15 protein-coding genes and 2 pseudogenes are annotated in these 16,317 nt (G+C 39.4%); 13 read left to right on the top strand and 4 right to left on the bottom strand.

The features are described from left to right. Positions 1-85: 85 nt before the first annotated feature. Entirely contained in the window at positions 86-1,021 is a 936-nt protein-coding gene (locus C4H12_RS11275; RefSeq protein WP_106098999.1) for a DUF6268 family outer membrane beta-barrel protein, read from the bottom strand. A gap of 193 nt (positions 1,022-1,214) precedes the next feature. Here C4H12_RS11275 and C4H12_RS11270 point away from each other — a divergent pair, with 193 nt between their 5' ends. The 3 genes from C4H12_RS11270 to C4H12_RS11260 all read left to right on the top strand — a co-directional run bounded on the left by C4H12_RS11270 (position 1,215) and on the right by C4H12_RS11260 (position 5,696). Then, on the top strand, positions 1,215-3,005 hold the full coding sequence (locus tag C4H12_RS11270) for a chloride channel protein (protein ID WP_106098998.1): 1,791 nt from the start codon (positions 1,215-1,217) through the stop codon (positions 3,003-3,005). 132 nt (positions 3,006-3,137) lie between these two features. Continuing rightward, entirely contained in the window at positions 3,138-3,806 is a 669-nt protein-coding gene (gene radC, locus C4H12_RS11265; protein ID WP_106098997.1) for a DNA repair protein RadC, read from the top strand. Between the two features lie 924 nt (positions 3,807-4,730). After that, positions 4,731-5,696 carry a CfxA family broad-spectrum class A beta-lactamase gene (locus tag C4H12_RS11260; RefSeq protein WP_004339683.1) on the top strand — a complete coding sequence of 322 codons (966 nt, stop codon included), beginning with the start codon at positions 4,731-4,733 and terminating at the stop codon, positions 5,694-5,696. 92 nt (positions 5,697-5,788) lie between these two features. Here C4H12_RS11260 and C4H12_RS11255 read toward each other — a convergent pair. Further along, positions 5,789-6,052: pseudogene (locus C4H12_RS11255) on the bottom strand (mobilization protein); the annotation flags it as partial. 24 nt (positions 6,053-6,076) lie between these two features. Between C4H12_RS11255 and C4H12_RS13915 the strand changes: the two are divergent. From C4H12_RS13915 to C4H12_RS11205, 10 genes and pseudogenes are all read left to right on the top strand, one after another. Further along, positions 6,077-6,328, top strand: a pseudogene (locus C4H12_RS13915) (hypothetical protein); the annotation flags it as partial. A 231-nt stretch (positions 6,329-6,559) separates the two neighbouring features. Next, positions 6,560-7,165 (top strand): superoxide dismutase, encoded by a 606-nt coding sequence (locus tag C4H12_RS11245; RefSeq protein WP_106098554.1) that lies wholly within the window; start codon positions 6,560-6,562, stop codon positions 7,163-7,165. Continuing rightward, positions 7,158-7,643, top strand: a complete 486-nt coding sequence (locus tag C4H12_RS11240) for a tetratricopeptide repeat protein (protein WP_095900502.1) — start codon at positions 7,158-7,160, stop codon at positions 7,641-7,643. The genes C4H12_RS11245 and C4H12_RS11240 overlap by 8 nt, the downstream gene beginning before the upstream one ends. Next, the gene (locus C4H12_RS11235; protein WP_106098553.1) at positions 7,627-8,241 is read left to right on the top strand and encodes a peroxiredoxin; all 615 of its coding nucleotides are present in this window, start codon (positions 7,627-7,629) and stop codon (positions 8,239-8,241) included. Before C4H12_RS11240 ends, C4H12_RS11235 begins: the two co-directional genes overlap by 17 nt. A gap of 5 nt (positions 8,242-8,246) precedes the next feature. Beyond that, positions 8,247-9,689 (top strand): M17 family metallopeptidase, encoded by a 1,443-nt coding sequence (locus tag C4H12_RS11230; RefSeq protein ID WP_095900504.1) that lies wholly within the window; start codon positions 8,247-8,249, stop codon positions 9,687-9,689. Next, complete coding sequence (locus tag C4H12_RS11225; RefSeq protein ID WP_254424738.1) at positions 9,689-10,288, top strand: YceI family protein; 600 nt, start codon at positions 9,689-9,691, stop codon at positions 10,286-10,288. The genes C4H12_RS11230 and C4H12_RS11225 overlap by 1 nt, the downstream gene beginning before the upstream one ends. Further along, positions 10,285-11,259, top strand: coding sequence for a ribonucleoside-diphosphate reductase small subunit (locus tag C4H12_RS11220; protein WP_106098551.1), 975 nt, complete (start codon positions 10,285-10,287; stop codon positions 11,257-11,259). The genes C4H12_RS11225 and C4H12_RS11220 overlap by 4 nt, the downstream gene beginning before the upstream one ends. Positions 11,260-11,313: 54 nt before the next feature. Continuing rightward, the gene (gene def / locus C4H12_RS11215; RefSeq protein ID WP_106098550.1) at positions 11,314-11,895 is read left to right on the top strand and encodes a peptide deformylase; all 582 of its coding nucleotides are present in this window, start codon (positions 11,314-11,316) and stop codon (positions 11,893-11,895) included. An 8-nt stretch (positions 11,896-11,903) separates the two neighbouring features. Continuing rightward, positions 11,904-14,237, top strand: coding sequence for a ribonucleoside-diphosphate reductase subunit alpha (locus C4H12_RS11210; RefSeq protein WP_106098549.1), 2,334 nt, complete (start codon positions 11,904-11,906; stop codon positions 14,235-14,237). A gap of 35 nt (positions 14,238-14,272) precedes the next feature. Beyond that, a complete protein-coding gene (locus tag C4H12_RS11205; RefSeq protein ID WP_232748778.1) occupies positions 14,273-14,620 on the top strand; it encodes a hypothetical protein in 348 nt (115 codons plus the stop codon). A 385-nt stretch (positions 14,621-15,005) separates the two neighbouring features. Here C4H12_RS11205 and C4H12_RS11200 read toward each other — a convergent pair whose 3' ends face one another. Beyond that, positions 15,006-15,221 (bottom strand): hypothetical protein, encoded by a 216-nt coding sequence (locus C4H12_RS11200; RefSeq protein WP_095900566.1) that lies wholly within the window; start codon positions 15,219-15,221, stop codon positions 15,006-15,008. Positions 15,222-15,251: 30 nt separating this feature from the next. Continuing rightward, complete coding sequence (gene mobA, locus C4H12_RS11195) at positions 15,252-15,701, bottom strand: conjugal transfer protein MobA (protein ID WP_095900567.1); 450 nt, start codon at positions 15,699-15,701, stop codon at positions 15,252-15,254. Between the last annotated feature and the right edge of the window lie 616 nt (positions 15,702-16,317).

Genomic DNA, 16,317 nt, shown 5'->3' with positions numbered 1-16,317 from the left:
ATTTATTAGTTATGAGAAACTCCGATAAGCTCAGGGCTTTCCGAAAAATCTCCAGTTCACTTACTTAATAATTGTTCATTGTTAATTATTTTATTGTGACTCCAGCAGCAAAATACAATGCAGGATTGAACTGACTGGAGCGAGAAGTGCCGTCTTCATTTTTAGCTTCTGAGGCAAACATAGCACTGAGTTTGCGCTCTCTATAACGCCCTGAGCGGATAAAACTTCCCCCTACAGTAAGTGGAATACTCACGTGTTTACCTATCTTGAACTCAGGTTGCAAACCTACAACAAAAGTTTGCTGACTGAACATTTCCTTTTCTCCATTACGCCTGAGGTAAGCTGAATAACCTCCCATATTAGCTATTAATTTAAGGCTGAGGTTTTCGCGGTAGTTATACCCTAAGGCAACTTTTAGCCCATCAATACTCCCTACTTCAATAGTAAATTTATCGCTAAAAGCACCATTGTATTTAAAATAAAAAGCAGGGAACACCATAGGATAACCGAAACTGTTATTAAGAGCCACACCACCACCTATTTCTAAGTTGTGCCGCCAATGCCATACAAATACCAAAGCCCCATTTGCTACTACATTTTCACCTATGTGAATAGACGAAAGACGATTTTCGGGGGTATAGCTTCCTGCTCCGAGCGCCATAAGCATAGACCAGCGTGTTTTTAAGGGACGGAGATGGATAGCACTTACGCCGAGGTTCATTACTTGTGAGGGGAGTTCTTTGCCGATAGGGAAGTTGTGGTTATCCATCTTGACAAAAGTGCCGTTAAGCCCTACACCCCATACCGTAGGGCGCTGGTAGGGGTCGTCTTCCTTAGGGGCTTGCATAGAGAGAGGTACCAACGCCCCTACAGAGTAAATCATAGCCGAGCCATCGCCTGTATTGGCGTCGGCGACGGCATCATAGAACTTGGAGCTGCTGATATACTCTGTTTTGACACTGATTTGAGCCGAAGTAGCTACTGCAGCCAGTAGGGTTATGAGTGTTATTAGTTTATTCATTGTAATAAAAATTAACCTTTTGATGCTGCAAAGGTAGGGCATAAAAGATTAAAAAAAAGGGAAAAGGGAAGTTTTCTATACCAAAAGCAGGATTGGTTAGAGGAAAAGAAGGAAATACTAAGAACTAATGATTAAAAATTGTTAATTGTTAATTAATTCGTACTTTTGCGGCTCAAAAAACCTTCGTATTATAATGAATACACCTCAACCTTTGCTAAAACGCTTGCTTATATGGCGGGTGAAGCATATACCTGAACGGAATTTTATTCTTATACTGAGCGGCTTGATTGGTATCGCTACGGGATTGGCGGCTTTGGCTATGCGCTCATTTACTCACTTTATCCAGTGGTTGCTGGATGGGCAGCTGGCACAGACTATTACTTATGGTTTCTACTTTATCTTGCCTACTTTGGGATTTGCTATTGTGTATGTGGTAAAGAAATACGTGATAAGGCACGATGTGAACCACGGTATCCCTTCTATACTGCACGCTGTGGCACACCAAAAGGGGGTGATGAAGCGGTATCAGGCGTATGGTAGTTTACTTACTGCTCCTATAACGATAGGCTTTGGGGGCTCGGTAGGATTGGAAGGGCCTATGGTGGTTACAGGGGCTGGTATCAGCTCGAATATTTGTAGGTTTTTTCACATCAACCAATCGAACCGTATGCTGCTGCTGGCTTGCGCGTGTGCGGCTGCGCTGGCTGCTATCTTTAAAGTGCCTATAGCTGCCATATTATTTGCTATTGAGGTTTTTGGGTTAGACCTTACCTTATCATCACTGATCCCACTATTTATAGCTTCGTTATGTGGGGTGTTTACCTCTTACTTCTTCTTTGGTAGTGAAGTGCTGATACCTATGACTATTACACAGGCTTTTTCATTAAAAGGAATTCCTTTTTACATACTATTGGGGGTTATAGGCGGACTGATGTCGGCTTACTTTACCTTTGTGTATGAAAAGATTAATGCTTCGTTCAAGAAGATTAGTTCGCCGTACTTAAAACTTGTAATAGGGGGTGCGCTATTGGGGCTGCTGATATATATTATGCCTCCGCTATATGGTGAGGGGCACGAGATTATCAATCACCTGAAAGAGGGGCACCCTGAGTTATCACTTAGTTCTAACATCTTTGGTTGGGACTTGAGCAATGCGTGGGTGGTGATAGTGCTGCTGGCGGCGCTTACTTTTGCCAAAGTAGTGGCGACCTCACTTACCTTTGGTGCTGGGGGTGTGGGGGGTATCTTTTCGCCTATGCTATTTATGGGAGGTGTGATGGGTAACTGCTTGGCGCGCATCATCAATGAGTTCCCGATACTGGGTTATAAGGCTGCTTTGCCTAACTTTACCTTGGTGGGGATGACGGCACTGATGACGGGGGTACTACACGCACCGCTTACGGCGGTATTCTTGATAGCGGAGGTAACGGGAGGGTACTCATTACTGGTGCCTGCTATGCTTACGGCTGCGGTATCGTTTTTGGTGGCTAAATATTTTAACAAATATTCGGTTTATACTATGGAGTTGGGGCGTAAGGGTGAGCTTATTTCGCAGAATAAAGACCAATCGATACTGACGCTTATGGACTTTGAGCAGGTGGTGGAACACAACTTTACCCCTGTGTACACTGATATGAAGCTGCGGGAGGTGGTGTATGAGGTGGTGCGCACTTCGAACCGCAATATTTACCCTGTAGTGCATAGAGAAACGGGTGCCTTACAGGGGGTGATTCTTCTGGACGATATACGTCATCTTATTTTTGAGTCTGATTTTTATGATAAGATTTCTGCCGTAGAGCTGATGCAGCAGCCTACTGCTGTTATAGAAGTGGGCAAGGACAAAATGAGTACGGTAATGGATAAGTTCCAACAAACGGGGTCTTGGAACCTGCCTGTGGTGAAAGAGGGTAAGTATTATGGTTTTATATCTAAATCGAAATTACTAAGTATATACCGAAGGAAGCTAATATATTTTACACAGTAGGAGATTAGGAGGTAGGAGATAGGGGATAGGAGATAGGGGGAGGGTATTCCTTATTCATTGTTGCTGATTGTTAAATACTCATTACTAAATACTGATTGCTGACTACTGAAAACTAACTGATAAGAACTGATTATGACTATAAAAGATTGGGCGGATAATGATAAGCCGCGTGAGAAGATGATAGCGCAAGGGAAAGCGGCATTGAGCAATGCTGAACTGCTGGCTATACTACTAGGCTCGGGATGGGCAAGGGAGAGTGCTGTGGAACTGAGTAGGCGTATTTTAGCTTCGGTGGATAATAGCTTAACGGCTTTGGGCAGGCAGAGTTTGCAACAGTTACAAGCCTTTAAGGGTATAGGGGAGGCGAAAGCTATTACTATACTTGCCGCTACTGAATTGGGGAGGAGACGTGCTGGGGAAACGCCTGAACCTTTGACCAAAATAGAATGTGCTAAGGACGTTTTCAAGCTAATGCAACCGCTGATAGGGGACTTGCCTTATGAGGAGTTTTGGGTGTTGTACCTGAATAGCGCTGGGAGGGTGATACATAAAACGCGTCTTTCGGCTGGGGGAATTACTCATACTACGGTGGATGTGCGGCTGGTGTTTAAAACTGCCTTGGAACAGGGTGCTGTGGGGGTGATATTGGCGCACAATCACCCATCGGGGAATGATACCCCAAGTGCTGAGGATATAGATGTGACCCTGCGGATAAAGAAAGCTGGGGAGATGCTGGATATAAAACTTTTAGACCACGTAATTATTACTGAAAAAACTTTTCATAGTGTTGGATTGGGATAGGTAGGGAGGAGTTAGGAGATAGGAGATAGGGGATAGGGGTTAGGCAGGGAGAAGAGGTGATGATTAGTGGTTGATAAAAATAGGGGGAAAATAGGAGTTAGAGGATAGGAGATAAGGGATAGGGGGTGAGAAAAAAGGGGAGAAAAGGGGAAAAGAGTGAGAATAATGTAAGGATTGGGGGATTTGGTTGCGGATTTGGCAAAAGGAAAGTTTAGGGAAGTGAGGGCTGATTATCAGGGGTGTAACGCTTATAGTTCGTTTACAGTTCGTTTATCCTTCGTTATTCGTTCGTTTAAAGTAGGTAAGTGATAAGAGATAATAGGCAGGAGGGTGGGGGTGGAAAGGGCTGATTATTAGGGGAGAGGAGTTAGGAGATAGGGGATAGTGTGGGGGTAGGTGATTTTTGCATTATTCGCAATGAAGGGGGAGAGGTGAGAAGATAGAGGTTAGGGATTAGGAGATAGATGGGAGGGTGAGGTGTGAGTGAGAAGATTTGCTAATTTGGGAATAAAGCCGTACCTTTGTGCCTGAAAAAAGATTCTGCGTTGGGGAGAGTTTGCCATAGCAGAGGAGAATGTTAATCATATTTTTCATCCAAAATTGAAACTACTTTTATAATCTATTTTAAATAAAGAAGATACAGGAATTACAAGAAGATTAGGTAATGGTTTAGTAATAGTTCTTATTTCATTTGATTATACCTATTTTCTCAATAACTTCTAGGTGCAAAGGTACAACATCTTGACAATATAACCAAAAAAAAAATACCTTTGCAACGCACGTTTGTGTGGGGCTGGTAATATGTCAATGTACTACCTATCTATGTAGTAGAATTACTACAAGAAATAAAAAACTTGCCTAAGCCTTTGTGAGAGTAAAAAAACTTTTGTAATTTTGCCCTATATTTAAATAAATAATATAAACATGGAAAAAAACAGAAAAAAACAAATCGTAGTTTTGAGTATAGCTTTAGTTTGCATTTTCATCTTGGTATTTTCATTGTTCCATAAATCAGCGACAAAAGATAGCGCAAATCCTCCTTTAACAAATGTTTTGACTGATAGCATTTCTCAAATTGTCTCAGCTTGTCCTGGCGAAATTGGTGTGGCGGTTATTGTTAATAACAGAGATACGGTTAAGGTCAATAATAAGAGTGTTTATCCTATGATGAGTGTGTTTAAGGTTCATCAGGCATTAGCTCTTTGTAATGACTTTGACAATAAAGGAATTTCACTTGATACCTTAGTAAATATAAATAGGGATAAACTTGACCCAAAGACTTGGAGTCCTATGCTGAAAGATTATTCAGGGCCAGTCATATCATTGACAGTGAGAGATTTGCTGCGTTATACTCTTACTCAGAGTGACAACAATGCAAGCAACCTTATGTTTAAGGATATGGTTAATGTCGCTCAAACAGATAGTTTTATAGCCACACTCATTCCTCGTTCAAGTTTTCAGATAGCTTATACGGAAGAGGAAATGTCGGCTGACCATAACAAGGCTTACTCTAACTATACATCTCCTCTTGGTGCTGCAATGTTGATGAATCGTTTGTTTACTGAAGGTCTTATCGATGATGAGAAACAAAGTTTCATTAAGAATACGTTAAAAGAATGCAAAACAGGTGTAGATAGGATAGCAGCTCCACTTCTTGATAAAGAAGGGGTTGTTATAGCGCATAAGACAGGTTCAGGTTATGTTAATGAAAATGGTGTTCTTGCAGCTCACAATGATGTTGCCTATATATGTCTGCCTAATAATATCAGTTATACCTTAGCGGTATTTGTTAAGGATTTCAAGGGAAATGAATCACAAGCGTCACAATATGTTGCGCATATATCAGCTGTAGTATATTCTTTATTAATGCAAACTTCAGTAAAATCTTAAACTGCACTTGCTTTGATAATTAATGATAAACAATCTAAAAGCACTCTAATCGTTATCGGAGTGCTTTTAGATTACTAATCAAATTGCTTCTATTATAATTTGAATCCTCTACTTTTTCTTTCTTCCTGTTGCGGCACTCTTGCTCCATATCTAAGCCTGTGCCATTGCTCCCTGAACCAGTCGGCAATCGGCTTCCTGTTTATTGTCAGGTTCAGCCTGCTTTCATCGTCAGGGTCATTTTCCACCCTTAAAATATCATCCTTTATATCAAAGTTCCGCCTGTGTTGCTCGGAATAGATTTTACCGCTACATTTCAGGGCTTCTTTTTTGACTATAAGACTTTCAGTCATTTCTTTAGGCATTTAAGATATATTTTTATTTCGGTATTATTTTCCAAAGAAATCAAAAGTGTAAAAATCGGTAAATTGGTAAAGGATTTTTATATCAAACTCACCGAACTCTATGGGTAATTTCGGGTAGTGGGAGTGAATTACAATCTGATTGTAAAGATTTTGTATCGCAATTTTTCCGAAAAGAAAGCCTCCACCTATCTGTTTAAACTTGAAAAACAAACCGCTCAAATAGTGGCTATCTGTAAAGAAATTATGACTCTTTCGCAAAGATTAGAATAGCATCTCACCGAAAAAAACAAAAAATAAATAACGTGTAAAACATCAAACTTTATTTTATATATTTGATTTACAAATTATTAAAAAACTATATTGAAAAGATAAATAAAAAAATCATCAATTTATTTTTTTAGATAAATCTAAATTATTATTTTTGCAAATCTAAAAATATTAAAAATAATAATATTAAACAATTGAAAATCAATTAAGCTAACTATTTAAACCTGAAAAATAATGAATATTAATCACACACTCCCAGAGCTTCCGTATGACAAAAATGCTCTAAATCCGATTATTACAGAGGAAACTTTTGATTATCACTACGAAAAGCATCACGCTGCCTATGTAAACAACCTTGCGGGATTGGTAAAAGATACCGAATGGGCGGAAAAAGACATCGTGGACATCATCCGAAAAAGCTACAACGAAAACCAAGTAGCCATTTTCAACAATGCAGCTCAACATTGGAATCATTCCTTTTTTTGGAATTGTCTCTCGCCCGATGGCGGAAAAAATCCTACTGGAAAAATCGCTGAACTCATCAACCGCGATTTCGGAAGTTTTAAAAATTTTAAAGAACAATTCTCTGCCACTGCCGTAAAATTATTCGGTGCTGGTTGGGCGTGGCTGGCTCAAAATCAGGAAGGAAAATTAGAAATTCTCCCAATGAAAGATGCTTTCACTCCACTGACTGAAAATAAAACTCCTATCCTTACCCTCGATGTGTGGGAGCACGCCTACTATATCGATTATCGAAATGCAAGACCCAAATTCGTGGAAGGTTTTTGGGAACTTGTAAACTGGAATTTTGCTAACCAAAACTTGAAATATAATGAGTGATACTTGTGTAAACCATATCGAAAATTATTGGAAGATTTTAACCGAAGAAGCCAATGAATCTTTTAACGAAGGAAATTATGAAGTTGCTTTGAGTGGCTATCTAAATGCCTTGTACAGAGCTGAAGTGCTTAATGGTAATTTTCTCGATTGCGTCCGACTGAAAGTTCCTTTTGTACAATTGTACGTTGTTTCGTGTAACAACTTGGCAAATTGCTATCAGGAAATAAAAGATTTGAAAAATGCAGAGGAAATGTTGCAAAAAGTGATATATTTTCTTTTATATCTCTATGAAAAGAATTATAAAAAAGAAGAAATTCAGGGAGAATTGAAAAAATCTGTCATTAGTTACATAAACTTTATTCAAAAAAATAATTTAGATACAATAAGTAAAACTATTTTTTTAACTTACTTGAAAAAACGATTGATAACAAACAATTTAGAAAATATAAAAACATTTGATTATGTGCAATTCAATTAAAAAATTGGTTCAGAAAGAGCAATTACAACTCATCCAAAAAGGAATACTAAGCATTGGAGATAAATTACCAGAATTTGTTAAAAAAGCCGTTATTTCTACAAAGAAAGGCATAGAAATCTCTGAAATCACACACAACTACGCAGCCGAACAAGGAAAGTGGATGGTGCTTTTTTGGTGGCCTAAAGATTTTACTTTCGTCTGTCCAACAGAAATTATAGAATTTAATAAAAATAATAAAAAATTTCTGGAAAGAAACGCTATGTTGATTGGTGCTTCTACCGACACCGAATATGTACATTTAGGGTGGAGAGAAAATCATCCACAATTAGCAGAACTTTCTATTCCAATGCTTGCCGATACTTCCAAATCTTTAGCCGAAGAAATGGGAATTTTAAATTGCGAAGAAAAAGTTGCTTATCGAGCTACTTTTATCATTGACCCACAAGGAATTATACAATGGGTGAGCGTTTATCCTATGAATGTGGGAAGAAATGTAGATGAAGTACTTCGCGTATTAGATGCTCTCCAAACAGAAGAATTAACCGCTTGTGGGTGGAAGGCGGGAGAACAAACACTTTCTCAACAATTAAAAAAATAAATAAAATGATCGATACTTACCTTTATACAGAGCTAAAACGCTATACTGCCGACAAATTATCGTTTGAGAAAGGCACAATAATTCGTTTTATTCGTAGCCAAAAAGATTTGCAAAATATTGATATTCAGGAAAATTTGAAAGAAGAAATTCATCAGTCGTTTGAGGATAAGGAGAATAAACATTGGCATCTTTGGCAAGAAGAAAAAAGTTTGCTGGTAGCCGTTTCCAAATACGAATTAGAGGATTTAAGACAAGTAGGGGCAACCATTGTGCAACAACTACAACCATCTTCTGTTTCATCTTCGGTGGAGGCGGTTCTTGAAAATCTGGAACTTTTCTCCGAAAAAGAAAAATACGCCCTCTTGGAAGGTGTGTTGCTTAGCAGTTATCATTTTGATAAATATCTATCCAAAAAAAAGACGGGTAAAATCACGCTATTTGTTTCGGAAACCGCTCTTTCTGAAAAGCAATACAATGAACTTAACACAGTTCTTGAAGCCATTTCCCTCACCAAAAACGCAGTAAATGAACCTGTTAATTATATGGATGCTCTCAAGTTTTCAGAATGGGTGCAGGAAGCAGGTGAAAAATTCGGTTTTGGAACGGAAATTCTTCATAAAAAACAAATCGAAACCCTAAAAATGGGAGGTTTGCTCGGCGTGAATAAAGGCTCGGAAACACCACCCACTTTTAATATTATGCACTACAAACCGAAAAATGCGGTCAATTCTCAACCTTTGGTTTTGGTAGGCAAAGGTGTAATGTTCGATACGGGCGGTTACTCACTCAAAGTGGGCGGCGTAATGAGTACAATGAAATGCGATATGGCAGGTGGTGCCGCTGTATTGGGTATCATTTCGGTAATTGCGGGGAATCAATTGCCTTACTATGTGATTGGTATTGTACCCGCCACGGATAACAAAATCAATTCCAATGCCTTAGTGGTAGATGATGTGATTACCATAATGGACGGCACTACGGTAGAAGTGCAAAATACCGATGCCGAAGGACGACTTGTTTTGGCAGATGCACTTTGCTATGCGAAAAAATTCAACCCTGAATTAGTGATTGATATGGCTACGCTCACGGGAGCTTCGGCGGCGATTACAGGGAGTTTCGGAATTGCAGGACTTTCCAACCACCAAGAAAGTATCGATGCTCTAAAATCCATTGGCGAGGAAGTCTATGAACGCATTGTGCAGCTCCCTCTTTGGAAAGAATACGGCGAACTCATAAAATCTGATATTGCCGACCTTAAAAACATTGGCGGACCCATCGGCGGAGTGAGTACAGCAGCCAAATTTTTGGAGCATTTTACCGATTACCCTTGGGTACATCTCGATATCGCAGGGGCTGCTTTCCTCAAAGACAAAAAAGGCTATAAACAAAGCGGAGCAACAGCAGTGCCTGTAAGACTGATTTATGAATTTGTAAAAAGTAAATGCTAATGAAAATCAAAAAATTATTCATCGTACTATTAGGTATAGGAGGTACATTGTTGTATTCTTGTAAAAATGAAAAATCATCTTTTGAACCCGTTGAAAATTCAGCAAAAGTAGAATGGACGGCATATAAAACTACCGAGAAATTACCTGTAAAAGGAACTTTTCAATCGGTGGACTTAATCAACCTTTCAGAAGGAAAATCCATTGAAGATTTTTTAAACAATGCTGAGTTTTCTATTCGTGCTTTGGAGTTATCAACAGGAGATCCTTCCAGAGATGAAAAAATTAAAAATTCCTTTTTCGGATTGATGAACGAAGCAGGAAAAATATCAGGAAAATTCATTTTTGAAAACCATCAATGGACTATTAAGCTAAGAATGAATGGAGTTAGTGTGAATAATATTCCAGCAGAAATTCAATTCAAAGATAATTTATTGAGTGTCAAATCTTCTATCGATTTGAAAGATTTTAAAGCTTTGAAAGCCTTAGAAGTACTTAACTCAGTTTGTTTTGATTTGCATAAAGGTGTTGATGGTATAAGTAAAGTATGGGAAAATGTTGATATTCAGGCGTCTGTAAAATTAAAAGAAACTAAAAAATGATTACCGAACCCCTCTTACAAGACAACAAAGACCGCTTTGTCATTTTTCCTATACAGCACAATGATATTTGGCAATTCTACAAAAACGCCGAAGCCAGTTTTTGGACGGCAGAAGAAGTAGATTTGTCGCCCGATCTCCACGATTGGCAAAACAAACTCAACGACAACGAACGATTTTTCATCTCGCGAGTGTTGGCTTTTTTTGCTGCCAGTGATGGCATCGTGAATGAAAATCTTGCCATCAACTTCCTCCAAGAGGTGCAATATCCTGAGGCACGATGTTTCTACGGATTTCAAATTATGATTGAAAATATCCATTCCGAGATGTACTCGCTCCTCATCGATACTTATGTGAAAGACCCTGCCGAGAAGGATTATTTGCTTCGTGCCATCGAAACCATTCCGTGTGTTACCAAAAAAGCAAAATGGGCGTTGCGATGGATTACCAAAGGAAGTTTTGCCGAGCGACTCATCGCCTTTGCTGCGGTGGAGGGCATCTTCTTTTCAGGAAGTTTTTGCTCTATTTTTTGGCTCAAAAAACGCGGCTTGATGCCAGGGCTCACCTTTTCTAACGAACTCATCAGTCGGGACGAAGGCTTGCACTGCGATTTTGCTTGTTTGCTCTATGTCAATCATCTACAAAACAAACTTTCGGAAGAAACCATACGAGAAATCATCGTAGATGCCGTTGTTATCGAAAAGGAATTTGTTACCGATGCACTCCCTGTGAAACTCATCGGAATGAATGCCGAACTGATGTGCCAATACATCGAATTTGTAGCCGATAGATTGCTCGTTGCCTTGGGGTGCAATAAAGTGTGGAACGCTACCAATCCGTTTGATTTTATGGAACTTATTTCTCTGCAAGGAAAAACCAATTTCTTCGAACGGCGTGTAGGCGAATACCAAAAAACAGGCGTAGCACAAACCAACAGCGAACAAAACACCTTTTCACTCGATGAAGATTTTTAAAATAACTATTGGCTATCGGCCATTAGCTATTAGCCAAATAAAACCATTAAAAAAATGAAACTTCCCATATTTGCTTACGGAAATAATGTACTCAAAGTCAAGGCACAAGCCGTAGCCTCTGATTTTCCCAATTTGCACGAACTCATCGCCAATATGTGGGAAACGATGGAAAAGGCCAATGGCTGTGGGTTGGCAGCACCGCAGGTCGGAAAATCGTTGCGGTTGTTCGTTGCCGATTCTCAATTGCTTTACGAGGCGATGGACGAAAGGGATAAAATAGCCTATTTCGAAAAAGGCGACACGGGTATTCGGCGAGTGTTTATCAATCCGCAAATAAAAAATCTCTCCGAAGAACAATGGGAAGAAGTAGAGGGCTGTTTGAGTTTGCCTTTTTTATCAGGAAAAGTAGCCCGTTCGTGGTCGGTAGAATTGAGCTACCAAAACGAGCAATTTGAAACCATTACCGAGACTTTTAGCGGAATGACCGCACGCGTGATTCTCCACGAATACGACCATTTGGAAGGCATTCTCTATATTGACCGCGTGAAACCCTTGACGAAAAAATTGATGCAATCCAAACTTCAAAAATTATTGAAAGGGAAACTACAACCCAATTATTTTATGAAATTCAAATAAAGAAAGAAATGTTTGTAATAAAGAGAAACGGAAAAAAAGAAGCCGTTCATTTTGATAAAATCACGGCTCGTATTTATAAACTCATCTACGGATTATCGATTTCGGAAAAAGATGTCATCGAAATTGCTAAAAAGGTAATTCAAGGGATTTACGACAATGTTACCACTACCGAACTGGACAACCTCACTGCCGAAACCGCCGCTGCACAAACCACCATTCACCCCGATTTTTCGGTCTTGGCGGCACGCATCGCGGTGAGCAATTTGCATAAAAATACCCTCAAATCCTTTTCTAAAACCGCCAAATTGCTTTACGAATACACCGACCCTGTAACCCAAACCCACGCACCGCTCATCTCGGAAGAAATTTATAAAATCATTCGTAAAAACGCAGATGAACTCGACAGCAGTCTCATCTACGACCGTGATTATAATTTTGATTACTTCGGATTCAAAACCTTGGAGCGTTCGTACCTCATTCGCACCAACGGAAAGGTAACCGAACGACCGCAACATCTCTTTATGCGTGTCGCCTTGGGCATTCACAAAGAAGATATTCAGGCAGCGATTGAAACTTACAACCTGATGAGCGAAAAATGGTTTATCCACGCCACACCAACGCTCTTCAACGCAGGTACGCCCAAACCGCAAATGTCGTCTTGCTTCTTGCTGAGTATGACCGAAGACAGTATCGCAGGGATTTTCGATACCCTCAAACGCTGTGCTTTGATTTCGCAATCGGCAGGCGGAATTGGCGTGAGCATTCACAACATTCGTTCCACAGGCAGTTATATCAAAGGGACTGGCGGAATTTCCAACGGCATCATTCCGATGCTTCGCGTGTTCAACGATACGGCTCGTTATGTAGATCAAGGTGGAGGCAAACGCAAAGGTGCCATTGCCGTGTATATCGAACCGTGGCACTCGGATATTTTTGATTTTATTGATATTCGTAAAAATCACGGTAAGGAGGAGATGCGCGCAAGGGATTTATTTCCTGCCCTTTGGATTCCTGACCTCTTTATGCAACGCGTAGAAGCCGACCAAATGTGGTCGCTCTTTGACCCCAACGAAGCACAAGGGCTGTACGAGGTGTATGGCGAAAAATTCAACGAACTTTATACCACTTACGAAAACGAAGGAAAATTCCGCAAGCAAATCAAAGCACGCGAACTCTGGACAGCCATTCTCGAAGCTCAAATAGAAACCGGCACGCCTTATATGTGCTACAAAGATGCCGTGAATGAAAAATCAAACCAAAAGAACATTGGTACGATACGCAGTTCTAACCTCTGCACCGAAATTATGGAATATACCAACGCCGATGAGGTGTCGGTGTGCAATTTGGCTTCCTTGGCATTGCCTCGCTATGTTTCCAGTGGGGGATTTGATTTTCAAAAACTCTACGAAGTAACCAAAATCGTTACGCGAAATCTCAATAAAATCATCGATGGAAATTATTATCCCATTCCTGAGACCAAAACTTCCAACGACCGCCATCGTCCGATAGGCTTAGGCGTGCAGGGCTTGGCAGATGTGTTTTTACTCCTCCGTTTGCCCTTTGAAAGCCCAGAAGCTCGGAGGCTGAACAAGGATATTTTCGAGACGATTTATTTTGCCTCGATGGAAGCCTCGATGGACTTGGCAAAGGAGCAAGGGGCATACAGCTCGTTTGCAGGGTCGCCGCTTTCGGAAGGGAAATTTCAGTTTGATTTGTGGCAAGTTGTCCCTTCTGACCGTTGGGATTGGGAAAAACTTCGCCAAGAGGTGATGACCCACGGCGTACGCAATTCGCTTCTTTTAGCACCGATGCCTACCGCCTCTACTTCGCAGATTTTGGGCAACAATGAGTGCTTTGAACCCTACACCAGCAATATTTATAACCGCCGTGTGCTTTCGGGCGAATTTGTGGTGGTGAATAAATTCTTACTCAAAGACCTCATCGAGTTGGGACTTTGGAACCCTACGATGAAAAACAAACTCATCGCCGAAAATGGTTCGGTGCAAAACATTCCTGAAATCCCTACGGAGCTGAAAGAATTGTACAAAACCGTTTGGGAAATCAAGCAAAAAACCATCATTGATATGGCGGCAGAGCGAGGAGCGTTTATCTGTCAGTCGCAGTCGCTCAACCTCTTTATGGCAGAGCCGAATTTGGCAAAGCTCACCTCGATGCACTTCCACGCGTGGAAAAGCGGACTCAAAACGGGTATGTACTACCTCCGCACCAAAGCCGCCGTAGATGCCATCAAATTTACCGTAGATACGCAGCTGCTTTTAGGACAATCACAAGTAGCCTGCTCGCTAGACAACCCTGAGGAATGTTTGGCGTGTGGAAGTTAACTTTCTATTGAAACTATTCGTTTTTAAATAAAAAGATGGAAAATCAATCAAATAACGATTCTCTAATTTCTTTGGAAGAAAAGAAACTTGCTATTCGAGAAGTTTATTCTCAATTAAATAAAGAAGTAAGTATTGAAAAAAACATTTCTTTTGGAGAACAATTTGAGGTTTTAGTTGCGTATGTAGATTTTTTGATTCAGACGGATTTCAACAAGCTTATCAGCATACTTTATCGGGTAGATGTTTCGGAAGAAAAACTCAAAGTAGCCTTGCAAGAAAATAACAACACGCCCATCAGTAGGGTTATCGCTACGATGCTCCTGAAACGCGAACTTGAAAAACGGAAGTGGAGAACTTTGTATGAACAAAAACGTAAATGTTGATGACTCTGAAAAATTAATATAATAACGGAGATTAAGAACAAAGTAATTTCATTAAAATGGAGAGTAAACGGTGCATATATATTAAGAATTAGGATAAATGTTTTTCGTTTCAATACTCACATTTTGGTTCGATGACACTTGAGATTGTCTTACTATTAACCTTTTGAAAGAGGTAGAAGTTTTTTCGCCGATTTGTAAATAGTTCGTAACTCTGCGACATTGAGTTACGACACAAAACAAGTAAAATCAATGAAATTATTTCCGTTATTAAGTCGTTACCTTATATTATTCTAAATTAAACAAATTGTTTATAATCAATAATTTAAAGAACTGATTTTTTTCATTACATAGAAAATAAATCATATTCAACAAAATCAACTACTTATTACTTATATGATGTTTGGAAATGAGCCAAATTAGAATCGTTTTCGATGTGTTCAAGTTCGTTTTTGATAAGTTTGACAATATCTAACTTCACTTGCTTGTAATTGGTTTGTATTTGTTCTTGCATCTTATCTGTTCCCTCTTCATCTAAAAAGGATAGAATTTGCGGGATTTTCTGATAATTTTTCATCTCGGTATTTACCTTTTGGTTGTCCATACTTCCAAAAGATTACTTCCTCGATGTATTTTAGCGACCATTTTTCTTGTTTTTTTCAGTGATATGCTGTTCTAATTGTTGCGAAAGAGCCATAATTTCTTTACAGATAGCCACCATTTGAGCGGTTTGCTGTTCGAGTTTAAACAGATAGGCAGCGGCTTTCTTTTCGGAAAAATTGCGATACAAAATCTTTACTATCTGATTGTAATTCACGCCCACTGCCCGAAATTGTCCATAGAGTTCGGTGAGTTTGATATAAAAATCCATTACTGATTTATCGATTTTTACACTTTTGATTTCTTTGGAAAATAATACCGAAGTGATAAAATGAGCTTTGACTTTCATTCCTGATTGTTCGAAAAGAGATAAAAATCGAGTATGTTCTACCTGATTGAAACTGATAGTATACCGGTAAATAGCCTTATCTATTTTAGGAACTCTTCCTAATTTTCGTTTTTGAGGTTGTAATTTATTGTCCATATACAATTTCATTAGTAAGTAAAAACCACGACTTTGGAGAGGTTTTCGGCTCCCTGCAAGGGCAAGTGGTTTTGAGTGCCTAAACGCCTAATGCGTGCCTCAAAACACAACTTGCTCTGTTCGGGTGAACAGAAAATTCTCCCTAAAGGTCAAATTTTAATTAACCATAAGAAAAGAAGATAAACACTACAAGCTCATAAAGTGATTTAGGGCATATTAGCAATATATTTAATCAATCACTTACTTACAAAGTTATTTACAATTCTATGTAAAGCTATATGTATATTTGTACATTACTTTGCATTCACGTATCAAAGCAAGCAAGTATGTACGAAAGTAAAAACGTAATTAAGTAGCTACATAGTTTGAAATTTTTTATTCGACAATGGGAGGAAAAGCGGTATTCGTTTTAAAAAACAATCTGTAAGAAGCGGCATTTTTCTCATATTTGACATTTTTTTTATTCGCTTAAAGGTCGGAATGAGCTGGTTTCGTTTCGAGTGCCATAAAAGGTCTGTGTTTAGCTTCTGCAAGGTTTTTCAAAAAAATACTACCCGCAGGACAACGGACAAGGGCTGGAGATTTTTTTGAAAACCCATCGGGCTTGACCTTGCAA

The organism is Capnocytophaga sp. oral taxon 878 (genome assembly GCF_002999135.1).
Classification (GTDB): Bacteria; Bacteroidota; Bacteroidia; order Flavobacteriales; family Flavobacteriaceae; genus Capnocytophaga.
The sequence above is the reverse complement of the archived record's forward strand: the minus strand, read 5'-3'. Positions and strand labels throughout refer to the sequence as shown.

Excerpts from the sequence above, each read along its gene's own strand:
- mobA (WP_095900567.1), bottom strand. The coding sequence starts at position 15,701 with ATGGACAATAAATTACAACCTCAAAAACGAAAATTAGGAAGAGTTCCT.
- C4H12_RS11245 (WP_106098554.1), top strand. The coding sequence starts at position 6,560 with ATGAATATTAATCACACACTCCCAGAGCTTCCGTATGACAAAAATGCT.
- C4H12_RS11240 (WP_095900502.1), top strand. The coding sequence starts at position 7,158 with ATGAGTGATACTTGTGTAAACCATATCGAAAATTATTGGAAGATTTTA.
- C4H12_RS11275 (WP_106098999.1), bottom strand. The coding sequence starts at position 1,021 with ATGAATAAACTAATAACACTCATAACCCTACTGGCTGCAGTAGCTACT.
- C4H12_RS11270 (WP_106098998.1), top strand. The coding sequence starts at position 1,215 with ATGAATACACCTCAACCTTTGCTAAAACGCTTGCTTATATGGCGGGTG.
- C4H12_RS11200 (WP_095900566.1), bottom strand. The coding sequence starts at position 15,221 with ATGGACAACCAAAAGGTAAATACCGAGATGAAAAATTATCAGAAAATC.
- C4H12_RS11260 (WP_004339683.1), top strand. The coding sequence starts at position 4,731 with ATGGAAAAAAACAGAAAAAAACAAATCGTAGTTTTGAGTATAGCTTTA.
- C4H12_RS11235 (WP_106098553.1), top strand. The coding sequence starts at position 7,627 with ATGTGCAATTCAATTAAAAAATTGGTTCAGAAAGAGCAATTACAACTC.
- C4H12_RS11230 (WP_095900504.1), top strand. The coding sequence starts at position 8,247 with ATGATCGATACTTACCTTTATACAGAGCTAAAACGCTATACTGCCGAC.
- C4H12_RS11225 (WP_254424738.1), top strand. The coding sequence starts at position 9,689 with ATGAAAATCAAAAAATTATTCATCGTACTATTAGGTATAGGAGGTACA.
- def (WP_106098550.1), top strand. The coding sequence starts at position 11,314 with ATGAAACTTCCCATATTTGCTTACGGAAATAATGTACTCAAAGTCAAG.
- radC (WP_106098997.1), top strand. The coding sequence starts at position 3,138 with ATGACTATAAAAGATTGGGCGGATAATGATAAGCCGCGTGAGAAGATG.
- C4H12_RS11220 (WP_106098551.1), top strand. The coding sequence starts at position 10,285 with ATGATTACCGAACCCCTCTTACAAGACAACAAAGACCGCTTTGTCATT.
- C4H12_RS11205 (WP_232748778.1), top strand. The coding sequence starts at position 14,273 with ATGGAAAATCAATCAAATAACGATTCTCTAATTTCTTTGGAAGAAAAG.
- C4H12_RS11210 (WP_106098549.1), top strand. The coding sequence starts at position 11,904 with ATGTTTGTAATAAAGAGAAACGGAAAAAAAGAAGCCGTTCATTTTGAT.